The organism is Fulvivirga marina (genome assembly GCF_016775155.1).
Taxonomy (GTDB): Bacteria; Bacteroidota; Bacteroidia; order Cytophagales; family Cyclobacteriaceae; genus Fulvivirga; species Fulvivirga marina.
In genome coordinates this window covers 46,662-66,086 of record NZ_JAEUGD010000003.1, presented here as the reverse complement: position 1 = coordinate 66,086, position 19,425 = coordinate 46,662, and the positions used below count along the sequence as shown (strand labels likewise).

Sequence of the window (19,425 nt, the reverse complement as noted above, 5' to 3'; positions counted from 1 at the left end):
TCCTGAAATAGCGTTACACAAAAAGTGACGTTATGAAAAAGAAGAATGACCCTCAGTATGTTAAGCGAACTCAGCGAGATTACAGCTATGCTTTTAAAATTCAGGTTGTCCGAGAGGCCGAGAGTGGTGAATTAGGCCTGAATGCTGCTCAAAGAAAATATGGCAGCTTAGATTGGGACAACAAATCTCACCTTAGTTTGGAAAAAACACCTGAACAAAAGTTATTAGAGTTGGAAGCAAAATCCGGTTACTAGAGAAACAAAAAAACTCTCTGGAGAAGGAACCGGAAAGCTATCATCTTTGATATGATGATTGATATCGCTGAAGAACAGCTTAAAGTGCCTATCAGAAAAAAGTCCTTACCTCAACAGTTGATCGATTCAAGATTAAACAAAAGGAATAACCTATGCCTGTAGGCTGTTGGGGGTAAATAGATAGGTCTATTATCGAGCCGTTAAAAGAACAAAGCACAAGCAACAGATAGCCAGCCAGGCTTTAGAAATCATTGAAAAAGTAAGAATGAGAATGCCGCGGATCAGCACCCGAAAACTATATCATCTGCTATACGATGAGCTTAAAGAAATTGGAGTAGGTAGAGACGGGTTATTGGCTATCATGAAGGCCAATCATCTACAGATTGTCCTGAAAAGGCAATATCAAATCTATTCAAATTAAACCCTATAAACCAAAAAATAGCATCGAGGTAGGCCCCGATGCTAAATAATTATTTATCCTTATAAAAACTGTAATGTTTATTAAGGACAAGTCAAAATCGATTATTCTTTAATAACCTTTTTATTCACGACCTCTCTCGGCGTTTTCATAGACATAATATAAACCCCCGACGGGAGACCTGTCATATCGATCCTCACATTAGCGCCAGCAAATTCAATCTCTTTAACAAGCATACCATTCAGTGTCATCATCTTCAAACTATACCCTTCTGCATGCTCAGCAATAGCTACCTCGACTATATCCTTAACCGGATTAGGACGTGCAACAAAGTATTGCATAGGAGACTCATCACCAAGCTTCTCTGCTTTACCATTCCCACCAAGGGTGGCCACACCAGCAAATGAATTAGTAATGTTTACTGTATAGTCTTCAACTTCCCCATAAGAGAAACTACCGCATGATGAAGGTGCTGCATTATACTTCATAGAAACCCTCATTCTTGTTGAACCCAGAGATGCAGAGGAAGGAACGTTGATTGTACCTGACAAACTACCACTACTGCTCGATGAACCCGAAACCACTTCTTCTCCTGAATCCACAAAATCACCATCTTGATTAAAGTCTATCCAAACCTTCCAGTATTCAGTATAGCTTGAGCCGGCAAAGCCTGCGCTGAAATTGATTGTATAACTACCACCTCTCGCAACGTTTGTACTCATGCTGGTAAAATCCCCATATCCACCATTTGCAGCTGTAGAATTAGATATTGAACCCAGGCTTACAAGGTCAATCCACTCATAATTCACATTATTACCCTGAGTGGTACAATATTCTACCGGCGTAGTGTCTTCACTTGTCGTAAATGATACAGAGCTGGCTGAGGATATATTTCCAGCAGCATCTTTGGCGCGAACTGAAGCAGTGTATGAGGTTGCTGCTAACAAACCTGTCAGGTTATAGGAAGTACCTACAGTAGTGCCTTGCAAAGTACCTCCAAGGTAAACATCATACTCAGTAACTCCTACATTATCAGATGATGCACTCCAACTTAGTGTAGCACCGCTAACAGAAATATTTGAAGCTGCAAGTGAACCTGGAGCGGTAGGTGCCTGTGTATCAACAGCTCCACCTTCTACACATATATTAACAGATTCCGAAGAGCCGAAACTTCCTCCACTGGCTATAGTAGCACCTGCACCATTATCTGTAAGGGTATAAGAACCATTACCATAAGAACAGCAAATACCATCACCATAAGCATCATTGATTGTAAAAGTATAATCACCGGCTACCAGATTAAAGGTTTCTATTATTGTAGAGCCCTTAGGCTGTGAATCATATGTTCCTCCGGAAGCCACAGTTGAACCACTACTGTTAATCAGCGTCCAGCTTGTTTCCTTAGGGTAATTATCGAACGTCAAAGACAAGGTGATGTTGCCAGTTGCACAACTGGGAGGGCCTGCATACTCCGAACCTATACCTACAGCATACCATGCATTTTGAGTTGCTATTGCCTCAGGAGAATCTGCTCCGTAAAGATCCTCCGCAGCCTGGATACCATACTGACGTGCATCAGCATAGTCAGAATTAGAAGAGAGATATACTGTCTCTAAACGGTAAGCAATTTCAGCTGCTTTCTCTATCCCCACTCCCGAAACATTATAGCTATCACCCTTATCGTTAGTTGCAGATTTTCCTACTGACAAAATATAGAACCAATGGTTCAAAACACCGCTGTTCGTATGAACTCCTCCATTATCAGCTGACCCTGTGTACCAGTTCGTTCCATTGTAGGTATCAGGTTGATTCGCAGCTTTAGGGTTTTCAAGAGAACGCACTGTTGTACCAAGATCCTCTCCCAGCACCCATGTATTTTTCTCTGGAGCAGCAAAATACTCCACACAAGCAGCCCAAATATCACTAAAACCTTCATTCATTGCCCCTGACTCATTAGAGTAGACTAAGTCTGCAGAATATGTACATACAGCGTGACCAATCTCATGCGCAGCAATGTCAATGGTCGTCAAAGGATCAAGACTGGTTCCATCTCCATAGGTCATACGACTGCCATCCCAGAAAGCATTGTCATTACTAGGGTAACCGTATTCTACAAGGTCAAAGTGAACATAGCTTTTAATTTTAGCGCCAGCATTATCAAAGCTGTTTCTGTTAAACGTTGTATTAAAATAGTCATAGGTCATTTCAGCCCCCCAGTGAGCATCCAAAGCAGCATTATCTTTTGCACTATTATTCCACTCACCAGACGTCCAGTTGTTGTCACTATCAGCAAAGTCAGCAGCACTGTTATAATTAATCCCCATATTCATGTCATAAGTCTCAATGCCTTGACCCCTGCTGTAATCTCTTAACCTATAGCCTCCTGAATAGCTATCAGTATGTATCGATCTACTACCGCTATACCTTGTTGAGGCTGTTCCTACAGCATCAGCATGGTGAATAAGTGCGTTCTTAAACAAAACTTTACCGGTATTAGCATCTACATAAACATAGTCTCTACTTATGGGCTTTAAAGCATAAATGTCAAATTTATATGCAAGCTTATTATTAAGAATTACCAACTCGCCCTGCGGCTTTTCGTAGTTGATCATCTTAGCCTCCTGACGATTTTCCCACAAATATTTAGAGGCCCCAATGTGTCTCATGGCTTTTGTTAAAGCAGTCTCCTGAGATAATGATGGAGAAACATTAATATCCTCGACTTTCTTATAGTCTCCATTCATGGAGTGAATAACACCTTCTTTGGAGTGAACGATATACGTACCAAACTCGACTTTTACTCCCTTATAAAACTGTTGAAACCTGGTATGTTCATAGCCAAGTTTGTCGGTCATTGCCTTCTTCACTCTTAGCTCGTCCTGCGTACGTGTATTAAGGTGCTCTTTAAAAACCTGACCAACCTCAGACATACGTCTCATTTGATTTTCCTGAAATTTGACTTGTCGGTAGGCGCTCTTGACTTTAGAAGGTGAATCCTTTCCTGGCTTCTGCGCATATACTCCGCAGGTGGAAAAAATTAAAAATAGCGATACCACATACCGCCAGCGGTAGTTGTGTAACATATTACAAATTGGGTTAGGTTGAAAATTTACTTTGTCGCAAGTATACCAAATATTATTTGGCTTTTCAATCAAAGTAAAGAATCGACCTTCTCACAACTACCAGAAAATGAATGATTTATTGTCGTTCATCCCTTCACAGGACTCTGAAACAACGAATTTCACAATAAATCAGAAATATATTTTTTTTTCGAATCCCTCCAACAGTTAGCTGCGTTGGCTAACAGATTGAGGCTTAACAAAAAAGGGGAGCGTTAATAACGCTCCCCTTTTTCCGTTAATTATAAAAACCAATTACTCTTTAATGATCTTGGTATTTACTACTTCTCTGGCTGTTTTCATAGAAAGAATATAAACACCTTGAGGCAGGTTAGCCATGTTGATTCTCACATTGGCATCAGTAGATTTAATATCCTTAACAACAACACCATTCAGGGTCATCATTTTCAGATCATATCCTCTTGCCTCTTCAGAAATAGCTATTTCAACTACTTCTTTGGCAGGGTTAGGGTGAGCAACAAAGTAAGGCTTAGGGACTTCATTACCCAAAGGCTCTGCATTGCTATCACCTCCAAGAGTAGCCACTCCGGCAAAAGTGTTAGTAATGTTAACTGTATAATCCTCAACTTCTCCATAAGTAAAGCTTCCACAAGATGATGGTGCAGAGTTATACTTCATTGAAACCCTCATTCTTGTTGATCCGAGAGCTGCAGAAGCAGGAACTGCTACTGTTCCTGATAATGTAGCGCTGCTGCTTGATGAACCAGTAGCCACTTGTTCTCCTGAATCATTAAAGTCACCATCCTGATTAAAATCAACCCATACACTCCAGTACTCAGTGTAGCTTGTGCTTGCAAAACCTGCACTAAAGTTTATAGTATAGCTGTTACCCCTGGCAAGGTCAGTACTAAGGCTAGTAAAATCACCATAACCTCCATTTGCCCCTGTAGCATTGTTGATAGAGCCTAAGCTAACGAGGTCTATCCATTCATCAGTCACATTGTTGCCTTGAGATGCACAATACGTAACAGGTGTACCACCACTATCAGTTGTAAACGTTACAGTACTTGCAGTCGAAGTATTTCCGGCTGCATCCTTTGCTCGCACTGAAGCAGTATAAGAAGTCGTAGCCGCCAAACCGGTTAAGTTATAAGAGGTGCTTGTAGTAGAATTCACTAATGATCCTCCTAAGTAAACATCATAGCCCGTAACACCAACATTGTCAGTGGATGCATTCCAGGTCAATGTTGCGCTTGAACTGGTAATACCTGACGCTACCAAAGAGCCCGGAGCTGTAGGAGCTTCTGTATCAGCACTTCCTCCACCATCAACGCAAATATTTGCCTGATCCGAAGATCCAAAACTACCTCCACTGGCCAAAGTCTCTCCACTTCCATTATCAGTCAAAGTATAAGACCCATTACCATAAGAGCAGCAAATTCCGTCTCCATAGCTATCATTGATAGTAAAGGTGTAATCACCTGCAGCTAAATTGAAGGTCTCAGTTAGAGTTGAGCCATCTGGTTCAGAACCATAAGTTCCTCCGGAAGCTACAGTAGTACCAGAGCTATTTGTCAGAGTCCAACTGGTTTCTTCAGGATAATTATCAAAAACTAAAGTCAAAGTAACAGTACCTGTAGCGCAGGTAGGAGGAGTGCTATTACCATACTCATTTCCTAGACCTACAGCATACCATGCATTTTGTGTAGCTATATGCTCAGGAGAGTCTGCTCCATATAAATCAATAGCAGCTTGTATTCCATACTGCCTGGCATCGTTATAGTTCGAGTTAGATGTAAAATAGGTAGCATTCATTCTATACGCGATTTGCTGAGCCTTCGCAATGCCAATTCCTGTTACGCTATAAGCGTCGCCATTATCATTTGTACCAGACTTACCTACTGACAAAATGTAGAACCAGTGGTTCATCACACCACTATTCGTGTGTACTCCACCATTGTCACCAGAACCGCTGTACCAGAATGAACCCTTGTAAGTATCAGGGTCACTGAATGCATTAGGGTTGCTTAGTGAGCGGATAGCTCCTCCACTACCACCTGCACCAATATCATCACCCATTATCCAGTCATTACTTCCAGTCGCAAACTGCTCAATTGATTCGCCGAAAATATCGGAAAGTGATTCGTTCATTGCTCCTGATTCGTAGCTGTATACAAGATTAGAGGTATACTCGGTAACTCCGTGAGTCACTTCATGCCCGCAAATATCTAATGATACTAAAGGACCATAGTTCGTTCCATCACCATCACCGTATGTCATTCTGCTACCATCCCAAAATGCGTTAACATAGTTTGTTGAATAGCTAACATAAGACCGAATAACAGCGCCACTTCCATTATAAGAGTTTCTTCCATGTTCTTGGAAAAAATACTTATAAGTTTGTTCCGCACCGTAGTGAGCCTGTACCCCTGTAGCATTTCCTGTAAATGAAGTTGAACTACTGGTTATATCGGAAGCATTGTTATAATTTGTTCCATTATTCAAATCATAGGTCTCAATACCATTTCCATCAGCTGTCTGACGCAAACGGTACCCTCCAGTATAACTATCAGCTGTAAACGAAACTGTTCCATTGTAAAGACTGGTACCTGTTGCAGGAGTATTAGCATGATGGATTCTCTTGTTTTCCATAATGAACTCCCCAGACTGAGCATCAATATAAACATCAGCTCTGTATAATGGCTTAGTAGCGTATACATCAAATTTGTAAGCTAGTCTGCTATCAAGAATCACTAGTTCTCCCTGAGGCTTTTCATAGTTTATTACCCGAGCATTCTGACTATCCTGCCACAAGTACTCCTTGGCCCCAACATGACTTAATGCACTACCAAAAGCAGCTTCGCTGGAAAGTGAAGGAGTAGTATTTACCTCCTTAACCTCTTTGAAGTCTCCATTCATCGAGCTCACTACACCGTCCTTTGAATGAACGATATATGCACCAAACTCTACTTTGATTCCTTTATAGAACTGCTGATATCGGGTATGCTCAAAGCCAAGTTTGTCAACAAAGGCCCGCTTTACCCTTAACTCATCCTGCTCTCTGGTATTAAGGTGTGTTTTGAAAAGCTGATCAACGTCAGTCATTCTGGCTTGATTTGCTTCAAACCTGACTTGTTTGTCAATCCCCTTTTTGATCGGTTTGTCTGGCTTTCCATCCTGTGCATATGCACTGGATGCAGAAACCATAAGGAATAGCGATACCATGTACCGCCAGCGGTAATTATTAAACATAATTAAAATTGGTTTAGGTTGAAAAATTTTATTTCAAGCCAAATATCCCAAATATTATTTGGCTTTTCAATTCATTTATGTCGCAAAACTTACATAATGAACGGCCTGCCTAAATGCGTTATAAAGTACTTCATTTAACACTGAGTACAGATTAGTTTGGCATACGAGATATTTAGTACATCAAACTAGAATTTTTTTTATAGGCTTATACAATATATAAAGTACATTGTTGTTGCAAGACAAAAAAAGAGGCTCCCGTTTTGAGAGCCTCTTTGTCTGATATGGATATTCCTTTTTACTTCTAAGCCTCAACAGCTTCGGTGTCACTTTCGTATTCTTCCAACGGAAGGCAACTACAAACGAGGTTTCTGTCACCGTAAGCATTGTCAACTCTACCTACAGAAGGCCAAAACTTACTCTCTCTAATATAACTCAATGGGTAGGCTGCTTTTTCACGGCTATAGGGTCTATCCCAATGATCATTTGTAATAACAGTGGCAGTATGAGGTGCGTTTTTCAGAACATTATTCTCTCTATCTGCAACACCATCTACAATCTCTTTAATTTCCTTTCGGATCTCTATCATAGCTTCACAAAAACGATCCAGCTCTTCTTTCGCTTCACTTTCGGTGGGCTCTATCATTAAAGTACCTGCCACTGGAAATGATACCGTAGGAGCATGAAAGCCATAGTCCATCAAGCGCTTGGCAATATCTTCAACTTCAACACCAACCTTTTTGAATTCACGACAATCCACAATCATTTCGTGAGCACATCTCCCGTTTTTACCAACGTACAGTACCGGATAATACTCTGCCAATCGCTCTTTAATATAGTTAGCATTGAGTATAGCTAACTGGGTAGCAGACTTAAGCCCCTTTCTTCCCATCATAGCAATATAAGCGTATGATATGGTCAGAATGCTTGCGCTTCCCCAAGGAGCTGCAGATACAGCTGTTATAGCGTTATTTCCTCCCGTTTTAACGACTGGATTACCAGGGAGGAACGGCACCAACTGTTCAGCAACGCCTATTGGCCCCACACCAGGACCACCTCCGCCATGGGGTATACAGAAGGTTTTATGCAAATTCAAGTGACAAACATCTGCACCTATGTTAGCAGGGCTAGTCAAACCAACCTGAGCATTCATATTTGCCCCATCCATATACACCTGCCCTCCATTTTCATGAATGATATCGCATATTTCTATGATACTTTCTTCGAACACACCGTGAGTAGATGGGTAAGTGACCATGAGTGCTGAAAGGTTATCTTTGTGTGTTTCGGCCTTAGCTCTTAGGTCATCAACATCAATATTACCCTTCTCATCGCATTTTACAATTACGACTTTCATTCCGGCCATAACAGCACTGGCTGGGTTAGTACCATGTGCTGAAGAAGGTATTAGGGTTATGTTACGCTGCGCCTCTCCTCTACTTTCGTGATATGCTCTAATTACCATCAGACCAGCATACTCACCTTGCGCACCACTATTGGGTTGTAACGACACTGCAGCAAAACCTGTAATCTCACTCAGCCAATCACCCAAATCTTTAAACATCTCGTGGTATCCCTCTGCCTGATCTTCTGGCGCAAACGGGTGAATGCTTCCAAATTCTGGCCATGTGACAGGGATCATTTCAGTAGTAGCATTCAGTTTCATAGTGCATGACCCAAGGGAGATCATTGAATGCACAAGAGAAAGGTCCTTATTCTCCAGTTTTTTAATATACCTCAACATTTCATGCTCAGAATGATGAACATTGAAAATAGGGTGGGTAAGGTACTCCGATTGCCTTTGAAGATCAGATGGCCATTTCACTTTCAGGTTTTCACATTCCTTATCTAAATCAAAAGTCAATGTTTTAGCCGCAGCCCCAGCAAACACTTCAAGTATTTCTGCAATATCAGGTACTCGGGTTGTTTCATCAAGTGATATGCCAACAGAGCCATCTCCAAAATATCTGAAGTTCATTTCTCTCTGTAAAGCCAACTCTTGAAGTTTAGAAGTTTCGCCTACATTGATCTTTAGTGTATCAAAATAGTTTTCATTTACTTGTTCATACCCTAGGCTCTTTATCCCATTATCCAGTAACTGGGTTAATCCGTGAATCCTGCTTGCTATATTTTTAAGGCCCTTAGGTCCATGATAAACAGCAAACATACCTGACATAACCGCCAAAAGCACCTGAGCTGTACAAATGTTGGAAGTCGCCTTTTCTCTCCGGATATGTTGCTCCCGTGTTTGTAAAGCCATGCGATAGCCACTGTTTCCCTGCGCATCTAATGAAGCTCCAATAATTCGTCCAGGTATCTGTCTTTTAAATGTATCTTTCGTTGCAAAGAATCCAGCGTGGGGCCCCCCATAACCCATAGGCACACCAAAACGCTGACTGGTCCCAACTACTACATCAGCCCCCATTTCTCCTGGGGATTTCATCAATAGTAAGCTCATCAGATCCGCTGCTACTGCAACAGAAACATCATTTTTCTTAGCTTTTGAGATAAACTCAGAATAGTCAATGATTGAGCCGTCATTATTTGGGTTTTGAACCAAAATGCCGTAAAGCTCCGGGTCTGCAAGATCAACTTCCTTAACATCTCCTATCACCAATTCAATACCAACCGGAAGTGCACGTGTCTTTAGCACATCGATGGTTTGAGGGAACGTATTTTGATCCACAAAGAACCTCGAAGCACTCTTCTTTCCTCCCTTTCTTGCTCCAGCAAGCATAGTCATTGCCTCTGCTGCTGCTGTACCTTCATCTAACAAAGAAGCATTGGCTATCTCCATACCAGTCAGATCGATAACCATGGTTTGAAAATTGATCAAAGCCTCCAGCCTACCTTGAGCAATCTCTGCCTGATAAGGTGTATAAGCTGTATACCATCCCGGGTTTTCCAATATATTTCTCAGAATAACACCAGGAACCACGCAATTGTAATACCCTGTGCCAATGTAAGACCTGAAGATCTTATTTTTTTGCGCCAGTTTCTTGAAGTCATTAAGAAACTTGTACTCTGTTTTCGCAACAGGTAGACTAAGCTCTTTTTTTAGCTGAATCGACTTTGGAATAGTTTGATCAATTAACTCATCCAGAGATCCTGCATTTACTGCTTTTAACATCTCCTGAATTTGCTGTTCATCCGGTCCGTTGTGCCGGGTGTCAAACCGCTCCAAGTTATTGACATTTAGTTTCATAAATGGATAAAATAAGTTCCTTATAGTATATTCTAACAGCCCCAGTTTGGGGGTACAAATGTAGGATATATTTAGGACAAAAGCTGATGTGGAAAACAATTAAAGCAACTGACCGCAAACGTTGATAAAGATAGTTTACCGCTTGTAACAAATTTGAAATCAAAAGCTCCTACGGTATACATTTTGATTATTTTTGGGGGATTTTAAACATAAATTTTGAAATGCTTATGAAAAAGCTTTTATCAGTCATATTGATGAGCTGTGCTTTTCTGAGTGTCAATGCCCAGACCGACTCCAGAGCTCAGAAATATGCCGAGACGATTACAAAAGAAGATCTCTACGATTATCTTTCTATACTGGCTTCAGACGCACTTGAAGGTCGCGAAACAGGCGAAAGAGGCCAAAAAATGGCCGCAACGTTCATCAGTAACCACTTTGAAGATATAGGCCTCCTCCCGCCCGTTAAGGACGGTGAAAAAATGAGCTATTTCCAACCTGTTGAATTGTACAAAAACACTCCTGGAGAAATATATTTAAAAGTAAAAAACAACAGATATGATAACTATGAAAAGGTAGTATTCTATGGGTCTGCAGATACCGGAGAAGAAGTCAGTTCTGAAATTGTTTTTGCTGGTAATGGCACACCATCAGACTACGAACAAGTAGAGATAGAAGATAAAGCAGTATTGGTATTGGTTAATAATATACAAGCCTCTCAAGGTGCTATAGAAACCGCGACAAAAAAGGGAGCGACAACTGTTTTTGTAGCAAGCACAACTACTGACGAAGAATTTGTGGGGCTGGCAAGCCAATTTAAGGGATGGTTATCAGGTGGAAATTTAACCTTGGAAAAGCCAAAAACAAAAGGCATGGGTTCAGGGGTGTTTTTTGTTGCCCCTTCTGTCATAAACGACATTTTCAATACCCCTTTATCAAAACTTAAAGAAATCGCAGAGACACCTGACAAACTTAAAAAAGTAAAGACTTCAAAAGTTGTGTTCAAAACTGAGCAAAAAACTAAAATGGTTAATACTGAAAATGTATTAGGGTATTTGGAAGGCTCTGATAAGAAAGAGGAGCTAGTAGTTATTACTGCCCACTACGATCATATAGGGCGCCAGGGAGACAAGATCAACAATGGTGCGGATGATGATGGATCTGGCACTTCTGCAATAATGGAGCTGGCCGAGGCATTTGTAAAAGCCAAGGCAGATGGCAACGGCCCGAGAAGAAGCATGCTATTTATGCTAGTGACCGGAGAAGAAAAAGGGCTTTTGGGCTCTGCTTATTATGCTGCTCACCCTGTATTCCCACTTGAAAACACCATTGTAGACTTAAACATTGACATGATAGGTCGTATAGACCCGGAACATAAGGACAACCCAAATTACGTGTATCTCGTTGGATCCAACCGCTTATCTACTGAACTCCACGAGATCAGTGAAAAGGTTAATGAAACTTATACTCAGTTCGAACTGGATTACACTTACAATGACGAGAACCACCCTGATCGAATTTATTATCGCTCAGACCACTGGAATTTTGCTAAAAATAATGTTCCTATTATTTTCTATTTCAACGGTGTGCATGAAGACTATCACCAGCCTTCAGATACAATCGATAAGATTAACTTTGATATGCTAACAAAAAGATCAAAGCTGGTTTACTATACAGCTTGGGTGTTAGCAAACAGGGGCGAGAGACCTGTTGTAGATAAATTGCAGAACCAAAGACTGAAAAAAGATTAAGAAAGTAAGGTATTCTCAGTTCATGAAGCATGAACTGAGAATACCTTACTTTTATATAGGAACATTTACGTGACGTTCCGCATGATAAGAGGACCTGACTAATGGCCCTGACTCAACATACTTTAAGCCTCTTTTCAATCCTTCTTCTCTATATGCCTCAAATTGATCTGGGTGTATAAACTCAGCAACCTCAAGATGTCTTTTTGTCGGCTGCAAATACTGTCCTAACGTTAAGATGTGTAAGCCATGTTCTGCAAGATCGTCCATAGCCTTGTGTACTTCATCTATCGTTTCTCCCACACCAAGCATTATACCAGACTTTGTTCGTTTACCAGCCTCATTAGTCCGTTTTATTTGATCAAGACTTCTTTGATATTTTGCCTGAGGCCTCACACGACGGTATAAGCGTTCTACGGTTTCTACATTGTGCGACACGACCTCCTGCCCTCCTTCAATCATACGATAAAGTGCATCCCAATTACCTTTGACGTCAGGAATAAGTGTCTCTATTGTTGTTCTTGGACTTAGCTTCTTAGTCTCGACCACGGTCTGGTACCAGATTTCGGCACCTCGGTCTTTCAGTTCATCACGATTAACAGATGTTAAAACCGCATGTTTTACCTCCATAAGCTTTATGGCTTCTGCTACTCGCTTCGGTTCTTCAGCATCATACTCAGGAGGGCGGCCAGTAGCTACTGCACAAAATGTGCAGCTACGCGTACAAACATTACCCAATATCATAAATGTTGCCGTACCTGCCCCCCAACATTCTCCCATATTGGGGCAACTACCACTTTCGCAAATAGTATGCAACTTATGATTATCTACCAGTTTCCTAACTTTAGCGTACTCCTTACCGATAGGTAATTTTACCCTCAGCCAGTCTGGTTTACGCTTTTTCTTTTCTTCTCCTTCTGAAATTACCGGAAGTTCTATCATGGCGTATGTATTTAAGCTGCAAAATTATGAATTAACACTTTCATTACCACAAACTAATGCTGATTATCTACGCTTTCCGTAGAAAAGGGTAATAAATGCCGTGGGGAATATAGCCTTGTTATCAGCAGTTTCTATGAGCGGAATTTCCTTTGTATAGGCATCCAATAAAAATCCTGCTTCAAACCCTGTAACACTCGTTTTTGAAGTTCCTAGCTCGAAACTCAAAGCCGCCTTAACATTAGCTCCCAACTGAATTTTAGATTCCTGGATACCCTGAAGAATATGCCCTGTACCTAGAATAAAATCGGCATTGTGCTTATAAGGATCGTATTGCTCTTTTCGCGAGGATACGGAAGGGTTATTGCGTCCATCTGCATCATAATCAATATAGTAAGGAGCCACAACCCCAATTGATGGGCCAATCGCCGTTATCAACTTAAGCTCGACCCCTTGCTGAGGAGCCTTTCTGAACAGAATAAGTTCCCTCCCATACTGAGCCCTAATTGCATATAAGTAATTTGTTTTGCCGTAAATAAAAAGGTTACCCGTAATATTTGAATTACGCCGCACCTCCAATGGGTGTTTCACATTTACGATTTCCACTCCAAGGCTTTGATACAGCTTATCTCCAATTCGCTTTGAGCTTCTTAGCATGAAGCCTCCTATCAAGCCTCCAGCCGTATTCTTGTTTATACCCCATACAAATTCCTTATCATAACTTTCGGCATCCTGATTCTGTGCCAAGCTAAGCATAGGAAACAAAAAGAGTAAAATGAAGTACGCTTTTTTGCGCATATTAAAATAATTGGAAATAAAAGATTCTTAAATTTAGCGATTATATGCTGTAACGCAAATTACTAAATTATAGTTTAAAATTGAACACAATTATGCACTCAATGACCACGGAATATCTGGGAGACTTGCGAACAACTGCCATACATTTAACGTCAAATAATAAAATCATCACCGATGCCCCCGTTGACAATAACGGAAAAGGGGAAGCCTTTTCACCGACTGACTTGGTTAGCTCTGCCTTAAGCAGTTGCATGATGACACTAATGGGAATTACAGCTAATAGAGAGGGCATTGACCTTACCGGATTAAAGGCCAATGTAACCAAAACAATGGGTGCAAACCCAAGGAAAATAGCTGAAATCAAGATTGATTTCAGCATAGATAATTTAAACGCTACAGACCTTCAAAAAGAAAAACTTAAACGATCTGCCTTAACTTGCCCGGTCGCACTAAGCCTGGCAGATAGTATCAAGCAAAGTGTGACTTTTAATTTTTAGCAAGATCTTTTATCGTATTGTAGTTAATGCCCATGTGGGAGTCACTGTGAATGACTTCACCGTTCTTAACGATCAAAACCTGAGGCGATTCATGTCTTACCTTAAAAACCTCGGCCACTTCATCGGAAACATTACGGTTGCTGATTAGGTCGAGGTAGTAAGGCTTTACATTCACCATGTCCTGATCTGACCAAGACCGCTCCAACCGGTTCAATGCCATATCACTAATGGAGCAACGAGTACTATGCTTAAATATAACGACAGGACTTTCTCTAGACTCTTCTTTAATTCTCTCCAAATCCTCACTACTATTTAATTGTATCCAGTTCATATATTTGATTCAATTTTCTTCTAAAGCTATATTATTGTCTAAAATACCGTCTCACTGTTAATCATACCAGATATCCTGCTCCTTCTTATCATATCGAGGTTTTCTATCCTTTTGTTTCAAGTTATCCGGTTGATTTTCATTTTTCTTAAAGATCTTTGACCACAATAGTTTAAAGCTAAAAACTTTATCCTTCTCGGCTTTACCATTCGTTCTACTTCTCAAGTATTTAAAATCAGGATGTCTATCCTCAATGCGCTTTTTCCGCATTTTAATATTTCCCTGATAGTTACTGGCTTGTATTGATGCGCTAGACGGCCCAATTCCTTTTAGAGCCCCTTCAACAGCATTTGGTCTCTTTTTATAAGTAGGCATTTTCAAACGCCCCTGATATTCCATGCCTTTAGCAGTTCCCTTACCTGGAGGCCTGGCCTCCAAGGCATCTTCGGCACTACTAGGGTTGCGTTTAGTAGTCCAATTCGCTTTAATATTACCCTGGTACTCTCCTCCCTTGAAGTAGTTTTTATCAGGGTATTTCTTTTGTAGTGCTTCCTCAGCAGCTGATTTATTCGGCTTTCTTTTTGAAGTGACTTTGATATTCCCCTGATACGGCTTCTTTTTATAATAAACCTTATTCGTAGGCTTTCTTTTCAAAGCCTCTTTTGCAGAGTTGGGGTTTCTCTTAAAGCGAAACTGCTGTATACTGCCACGATATTTATGAGCATCATCAGGGCCTTTTTCCCTTAAATATGCCCTGTATTCATTGCCTCTATATTTTTGAGCATCATCAGGACCTTTCTCAAGCATATATTGCTTAATATTTCCTTGAAACTTTGCAATTCTGCTATCCTGACCTTTAGGTTCTCGGCCCTGTACGGGCTTACCTTTATTGTNTTTGCAATTCTGCTATCCTGACCTTTAGGTTCTCGGCCCTGTACGGGCTTACCTTTATTGTTCCAACCAGACCTGCTTATGCTACCTCCACCTTTCAGAGGCTTGCCTCCCTTGATATTACCCTGAAATCTGGCTACTCGATTATCCTGCTCCCTTGGGCCTCTACCCTGAATAGACCGCCCCTTATTATTCCACCTTTTACCACTAATACTTCCGCCACCCTTTAAAGGTTTACCTCCTTTTATATTTCCCTGAAAACTGGCTACTCGATTATCCTGCTCCCTTGGGCCTCTACCCTGAATAGACCGCCCCTTATTATTCCACCTATTACCACTAATACTTCCGCCACCCTTAAAAGGTTTACCTCCATTAATATTTCCCTGAAACCTGGCTACTCGATTATCCTGCTCCCTTGGACCTCTACCCTGAATGGACCGCCCCTTATTATTCCACCTTTTACCACTAATACTTCCACCACCCTTTAAAGGTTTACCTCCTTTAATATTTCCCTGAAACCTGGCTACTCGATTATCCTGCTCCCTTGGATCTCTACCCTGAATAGACTTCCCCTTGTTATTCCAGCGCTTTCCGCTAATGCTTCCACCACCTTTCAATGGTTTACCACCCTTAATATTTCCATGAAACTTTGCTACACGGCTATCCTGATCTCTCGGGCCACGGCCTTGAATTGATTTTCCATTGTTATTCCATCTTTTACCGCTAATACTTCCACCACCCTTCAAGCGCCTACCTCCTTTAACATTCCCCTGAAACCTGGCCACTCGATTATCCTGGTCTCTCAGGCCACGGCCTTGCACCGCTCTCCCCTTATTGTTCCACTTTCTACCACTTACACTACCTCCGCCCTTTAGCGGTTTGCCCGACTTGATATTTCCCTGAAACTTCCATGCCCTACGTGTACCATCCCCTGGAGGCCTTGATGAAAGTGATCTTCTTCCAGCTTTTTCCTTTCTGGAGCTTATGGACTTAAATCCCCCCCCCTTCATTTTACCCTTGTAAGCTTTATCGCCTTGTCTTTTTCCTTTAGGATAGCTTTGAAAATGAGAATCATTGAACTTTGGCTGACCTGAAGTACGAACCCTAAGCTTATTTCCTGAAATATCTTTCTTCCATGCCTTTTCTTTTGTTCGACTGGCAGATTGGTAACCTGCCTGTATACGTCCTTTGTAGGCCTTATCCCCCCTTCTCCCTTTACTGGTATACCTTGTATTTCTGGGTTTCTGGATAGTTGGCCTGTCTGTAGTTCTTTTGCTTCTGAATTTTCTCCCCGTAATATCTCCCTGAAAAGCCTTTTCCCATTTTGATCTTTCTCTTATGGCATAAGGTTTCTTTCGCTTTCTAATCCTGTAAGCTCCAGAAGCTGATCTTGGCGATACTCTGGTTATTTTTCTTGGTCTTTCAGGGTCTCGAGTAGCTGAACGTCCAGAACCTTTAACTCGCTGATAAGCACGTTTCCCTGTAAAAGTTGTCCGGATGGATCTACCAAAGCTGGCTCGTCCAGCACCACCTTTCCATGCTTTTTCTCTTTCTCTTGAAGAATACCTTGGGGTCTGTTTTGATGCCTTGGCCCTACTGGCCTCGCTAGTCCTTTTCCTACCGGCATAGGGATTTGGCTTAGCTACACGCGCACCCCATTTAGGACGTGTTGATCTTTTGCTTTGGAACTTCCTTCCCGTTATATCTCCTCTGTAGGCCCTCTCTCCCTGCTTAGATCGTACTTTAAATTTGGTAGCCCTTAAGCTTCTTCTATTTGACTTCCCCTTATCTCCCCTTCTTTTCAGGCGGCGATTGCTCTTGTTCCGCCTCTTCTGCATTTTTTCATATTGTGATTTTTGCTGAGCCTGAACCTCGGGAGCATCTACACCAACAACAAACACTAGCATCGCTCCAACTAATAACAGTCGTAAGCTCATGCTAAACTTGAAAAACTTAAATTGACTTAGGATATTCAAATCAGGCGAAATCTGTTAAAAAATAAATTAGCCAGCCTTTAAAACGCACTAATTTAATTAAAATTCCGCCAAATCCTTAATTTTTTGTTTTAGCCTACCTTTGGGTAAGAAGTTTTGCTCTAGCGGCGGAGAAAATGGAACCGCTGTATCCAGACTAGCTACACGATAAACAGGAGCATCAAGATGACGGAAGCAATTTTCACTGATCCAGGCGCTTATTTCACCACCAACTCCTCCATTCATACAATCTTCATGCAAAATCAACACACGATTTGTCTTCTTCACTGTTGCCTCAACAGCCTCTTTATCCCAAGGCAATAACGATCTTAGGTCCAGAATATCAGCTGAAAGTTCAGGTAACGTTTGCATAACTTCTTTTGCCCAATGCACACCCATACCATAGGTTATTATAGAGATATCAGTGCCTTCTTCTACAAGATTTGCCTTACCAATTTCAATAGTATAATAATCATCATATATCTCCTCACTTAGTGATCTATATAAAAATTTATGTTCAAAATAAATCACAGGGTTTGGATCTTCAATAGCGGCACACAGTAACCCCTTAGCATCTGCAGGATTTGAAGGATAAACTATCTTAAGGCCGGGGGTATGAAAAAACCATGCTTCATTGGACTGACTATGAAAAGGCCCGGCTGCAACACCCGCTCCTGTTGGCATACGCACAACTACGTCAGCATTCTGGCCCCAACGATAGTGCGATTTAGCAAGATTATTAACTATTTGGTTAAATCCGCAGGTAACAAAATCAGCAAACTGCATCTCTACAACAGATTTTTGCTTTTTAACTGACATGCCAAGTCCAACACCAATTATGGCAGACTCACATAATGGCGTATTTCGGATTCTGTCCTTACCAAATTGATCAACAAAGCCTTCTGTAATTTTAAATACACCGCCATATTCGGCAATGTCTTGCCCCATAATAACTAACTCATGGTATTTTTCAAGACTTTGACGCAATCCATCCGAAATGGCATCCACATATCGCTTAGTGGTTTTAACATCCGTTGATGGAGATACCGTCTCTTGTTGATAAGGAGCGTACATATCAGAAAGCTCCTTTTCCATGGTTGCCTGAGGCATACCTTCAGCATATGCTTGTTCCAGGCCTTCATCAATATTTTCCTGAATGATCTTTCGATATTTCTTAATATCAGCTTCAGTAATTACACCTTCTTTAAGAAGGTACTGTTCAAAGTTTTCTAACGGATCTTTTTTAGCCCACTTCTCCATCAGGTCTTTAGGAACATATTTTGTTCCTGACGCCTCCTCGTGACCTCTCATTCTAAAAGTTATTGCTTCTACAATCACCGGGCGGGGATTTTTACGCACTTTTTTGGCCAACTGCTTAATAGTATCATAAACTTCAAGTATGTTATTTCCATCTACCTTCACTGCATCAATTCCATATCCCGGGCCTTTATCTACGAAGCTTTTAAACCTAAATTGCTCATTACTTGGAGTGGATAGGCCATACCCATTGTTCTCAATAACGAAAATAACCGGAAGATCCCAAACAGCAGCTACGTTTAATGCTTCATGAAAATCACCCTCACTAGCACCTCCATCTCCAGTAAAAACCAGCGTGGCTTTTTCCTGTTTCGTAAGCCGGTTTGCCAATGCAATACCATCAGCCACGGCCAACTGCGGGCCTAGATGAGAGATCATGCCTACTATATTATAATCGTTGGTACCGAAGTGAAAGGAGCGATCTCTGCCATTGGTAAAACCGGATAGTTTCCCTTGAAATTGAGAAAAAAGACGACTGTATGGCACCTCTCTGGAAGTAAAAACGCCTAAATTACGGTGCATAGGAAGAATATATTCGTCGCTTTCAAGAGCTTTTGTAGAACCAATGGAAATGGCCTCCTGACCTATACCTGAAAACCATTTGCTTATTTTACCCTGCCTGAGAAGTATCAACATCTTCTCTTCTATCATACGAGGCCTCAACAAAGCTTCATAAAGCTCTTTTAATATCTTATCGGAATACTTCTTCCTGTCAAAGTGCATAATTCAAA

At 41.2% G+C, this 19,425-nt stretch carries 11 protein-coding genes; 3 read left to right on the top strand and 8 right to left on the bottom strand.

Annotation, left to right across the window (positions count from 1 at the left end):
* Nucleotides 1–32 precede the first annotated feature (32 nt).
* On the top strand, nt 33–254 hold the full coding sequence (locus JMN32_RS01570) for a hypothetical protein (RefSeq protein ID WP_202854524.1): 222 nt from the start codon (nt 33–35) through the stop codon (nt 252–254).
* Nucleotides 255–776: 522 nt separating this feature from the next.
* Here the strand turns inward: JMN32_RS01570 and JMN32_RS01565 are convergent.
* The 3 genes from JMN32_RS01565 to gcvP all read right to left on the bottom strand — a co-directional run bounded on the left by JMN32_RS01565 (nt 777) and on the right by gcvP (nt 10,206).
* Nucleotides 777–3,755 carry a M4 family metallopeptidase gene (locus tag JMN32_RS01565; RefSeq protein WP_202854523.1) on the bottom strand — a complete coding sequence of 993 codons (2,979 nt, stop codon included), beginning with the start codon at nt 3,753–3,755 and terminating at the stop codon, nt 777–779.
* Between the two features lie 291 nt (nt 3,756–4,046).
* A complete protein-coding gene (locus tag JMN32_RS01560; protein WP_202854522.1) occupies nt 4,047–7,004 on the bottom strand; it encodes a M4 family metallopeptidase in 2,958 nt (985 codons plus the stop codon).
* Between the two features lie 301 nt (nt 7,005–7,305).
* Nucleotides 7,306–10,206, bottom strand: coding sequence for an aminomethyl-transferring glycine dehydrogenase (gene gcvP, locus JMN32_RS01555; protein ID WP_202854521.1), 2,901 nt, complete (start codon nt 10,204–10,206; stop codon nt 7,306–7,308).
* 227 nt (nt 10,207–10,433) lie between these two features.
* Here gcvP and JMN32_RS01550 point away from each other — a divergent pair, with 227 nt between their 5' ends.
* A complete protein-coding gene (locus JMN32_RS01550; RefSeq protein WP_202854520.1) occupies nt 10,434–11,954 on the top strand; it encodes a M28 family peptidase in 1,521 nt (506 codons plus the stop codon).
* 51 nt (nt 11,955–12,005) lie between these two features.
* On the opposite strand, the gene lipA is transcribed toward JMN32_RS01550, so the two are convergent.
* Together lipA and JMN32_RS01540 are read right to left on the bottom strand one after the other, a co-directional pair.
* A complete protein-coding gene (gene lipA / locus JMN32_RS01545) occupies nt 12,006–12,893 on the bottom strand; it encodes a lipoyl synthase (protein WP_202854519.1) in 888 nt (295 codons plus the stop codon).
* A 63-nt stretch (nt 12,894–12,956) separates the two neighbouring features.
* Nucleotides 12,957–13,688 (bottom strand): hypothetical protein, encoded by a 732-nt coding sequence (locus JMN32_RS01540; RefSeq protein ID WP_202854518.1) that lies wholly within the window; start codon nt 13,686–13,688, stop codon nt 12,957–12,959.
* Between the two features lie 92 nt (nt 13,689–13,780).
* Between JMN32_RS01540 and JMN32_RS01535 the strand changes: the two genes are divergently transcribed.
* Nucleotides 13,781–14,185 carry an OsmC family protein gene (locus tag JMN32_RS01535; protein WP_202854517.1) on the top strand — a complete coding sequence of 135 codons (405 nt, stop codon included), beginning with the start codon at nt 13,781–13,783 and terminating at the stop codon, nt 14,183–14,185.
* On the opposite strand, the gene ytxJ is transcribed toward JMN32_RS01535, so the two are convergent.
* The 3 genes from ytxJ to JMN32_RS01515 all read right to left on the bottom strand — a co-directional run bounded on the left by ytxJ (nt 14,175) and on the right by JMN32_RS01515 (nt 19,417).
* Nucleotides 14,175–14,516, bottom strand: a complete 342-nt coding sequence (ytxJ, locus tag JMN32_RS01530; RefSeq protein ID WP_202854516.1) for a bacillithiol system redox-active protein YtxJ — start codon at nt 14,514–14,516, stop codon at nt 14,175–14,177. The two genes, JMN32_RS01535 and ytxJ, sit on opposite strands and share 11 nt — an antisense overlap.
* Before the next feature lie 57 nt (nt 14,517–14,573).
* Entirely contained in the window at nt 14,574–15,320 is a 747-nt protein-coding gene (locus JMN32_RS01525; RefSeq protein ID WP_202854515.1) for a hypothetical protein, read from the bottom strand.
* A gap of 2,117 nt (nt 15,321–17,437) precedes the next feature.
* A complete protein-coding gene (locus tag JMN32_RS01515; RefSeq protein ID WP_202854513.1) occupies nt 17,438–19,417 on the bottom strand; it encodes an alpha-ketoacid dehydrogenase subunit alpha/beta in 1,980 nt (659 codons plus the stop codon).
* Nucleotides 19,418–19,425: the final 8 nt, after the last annotated feature.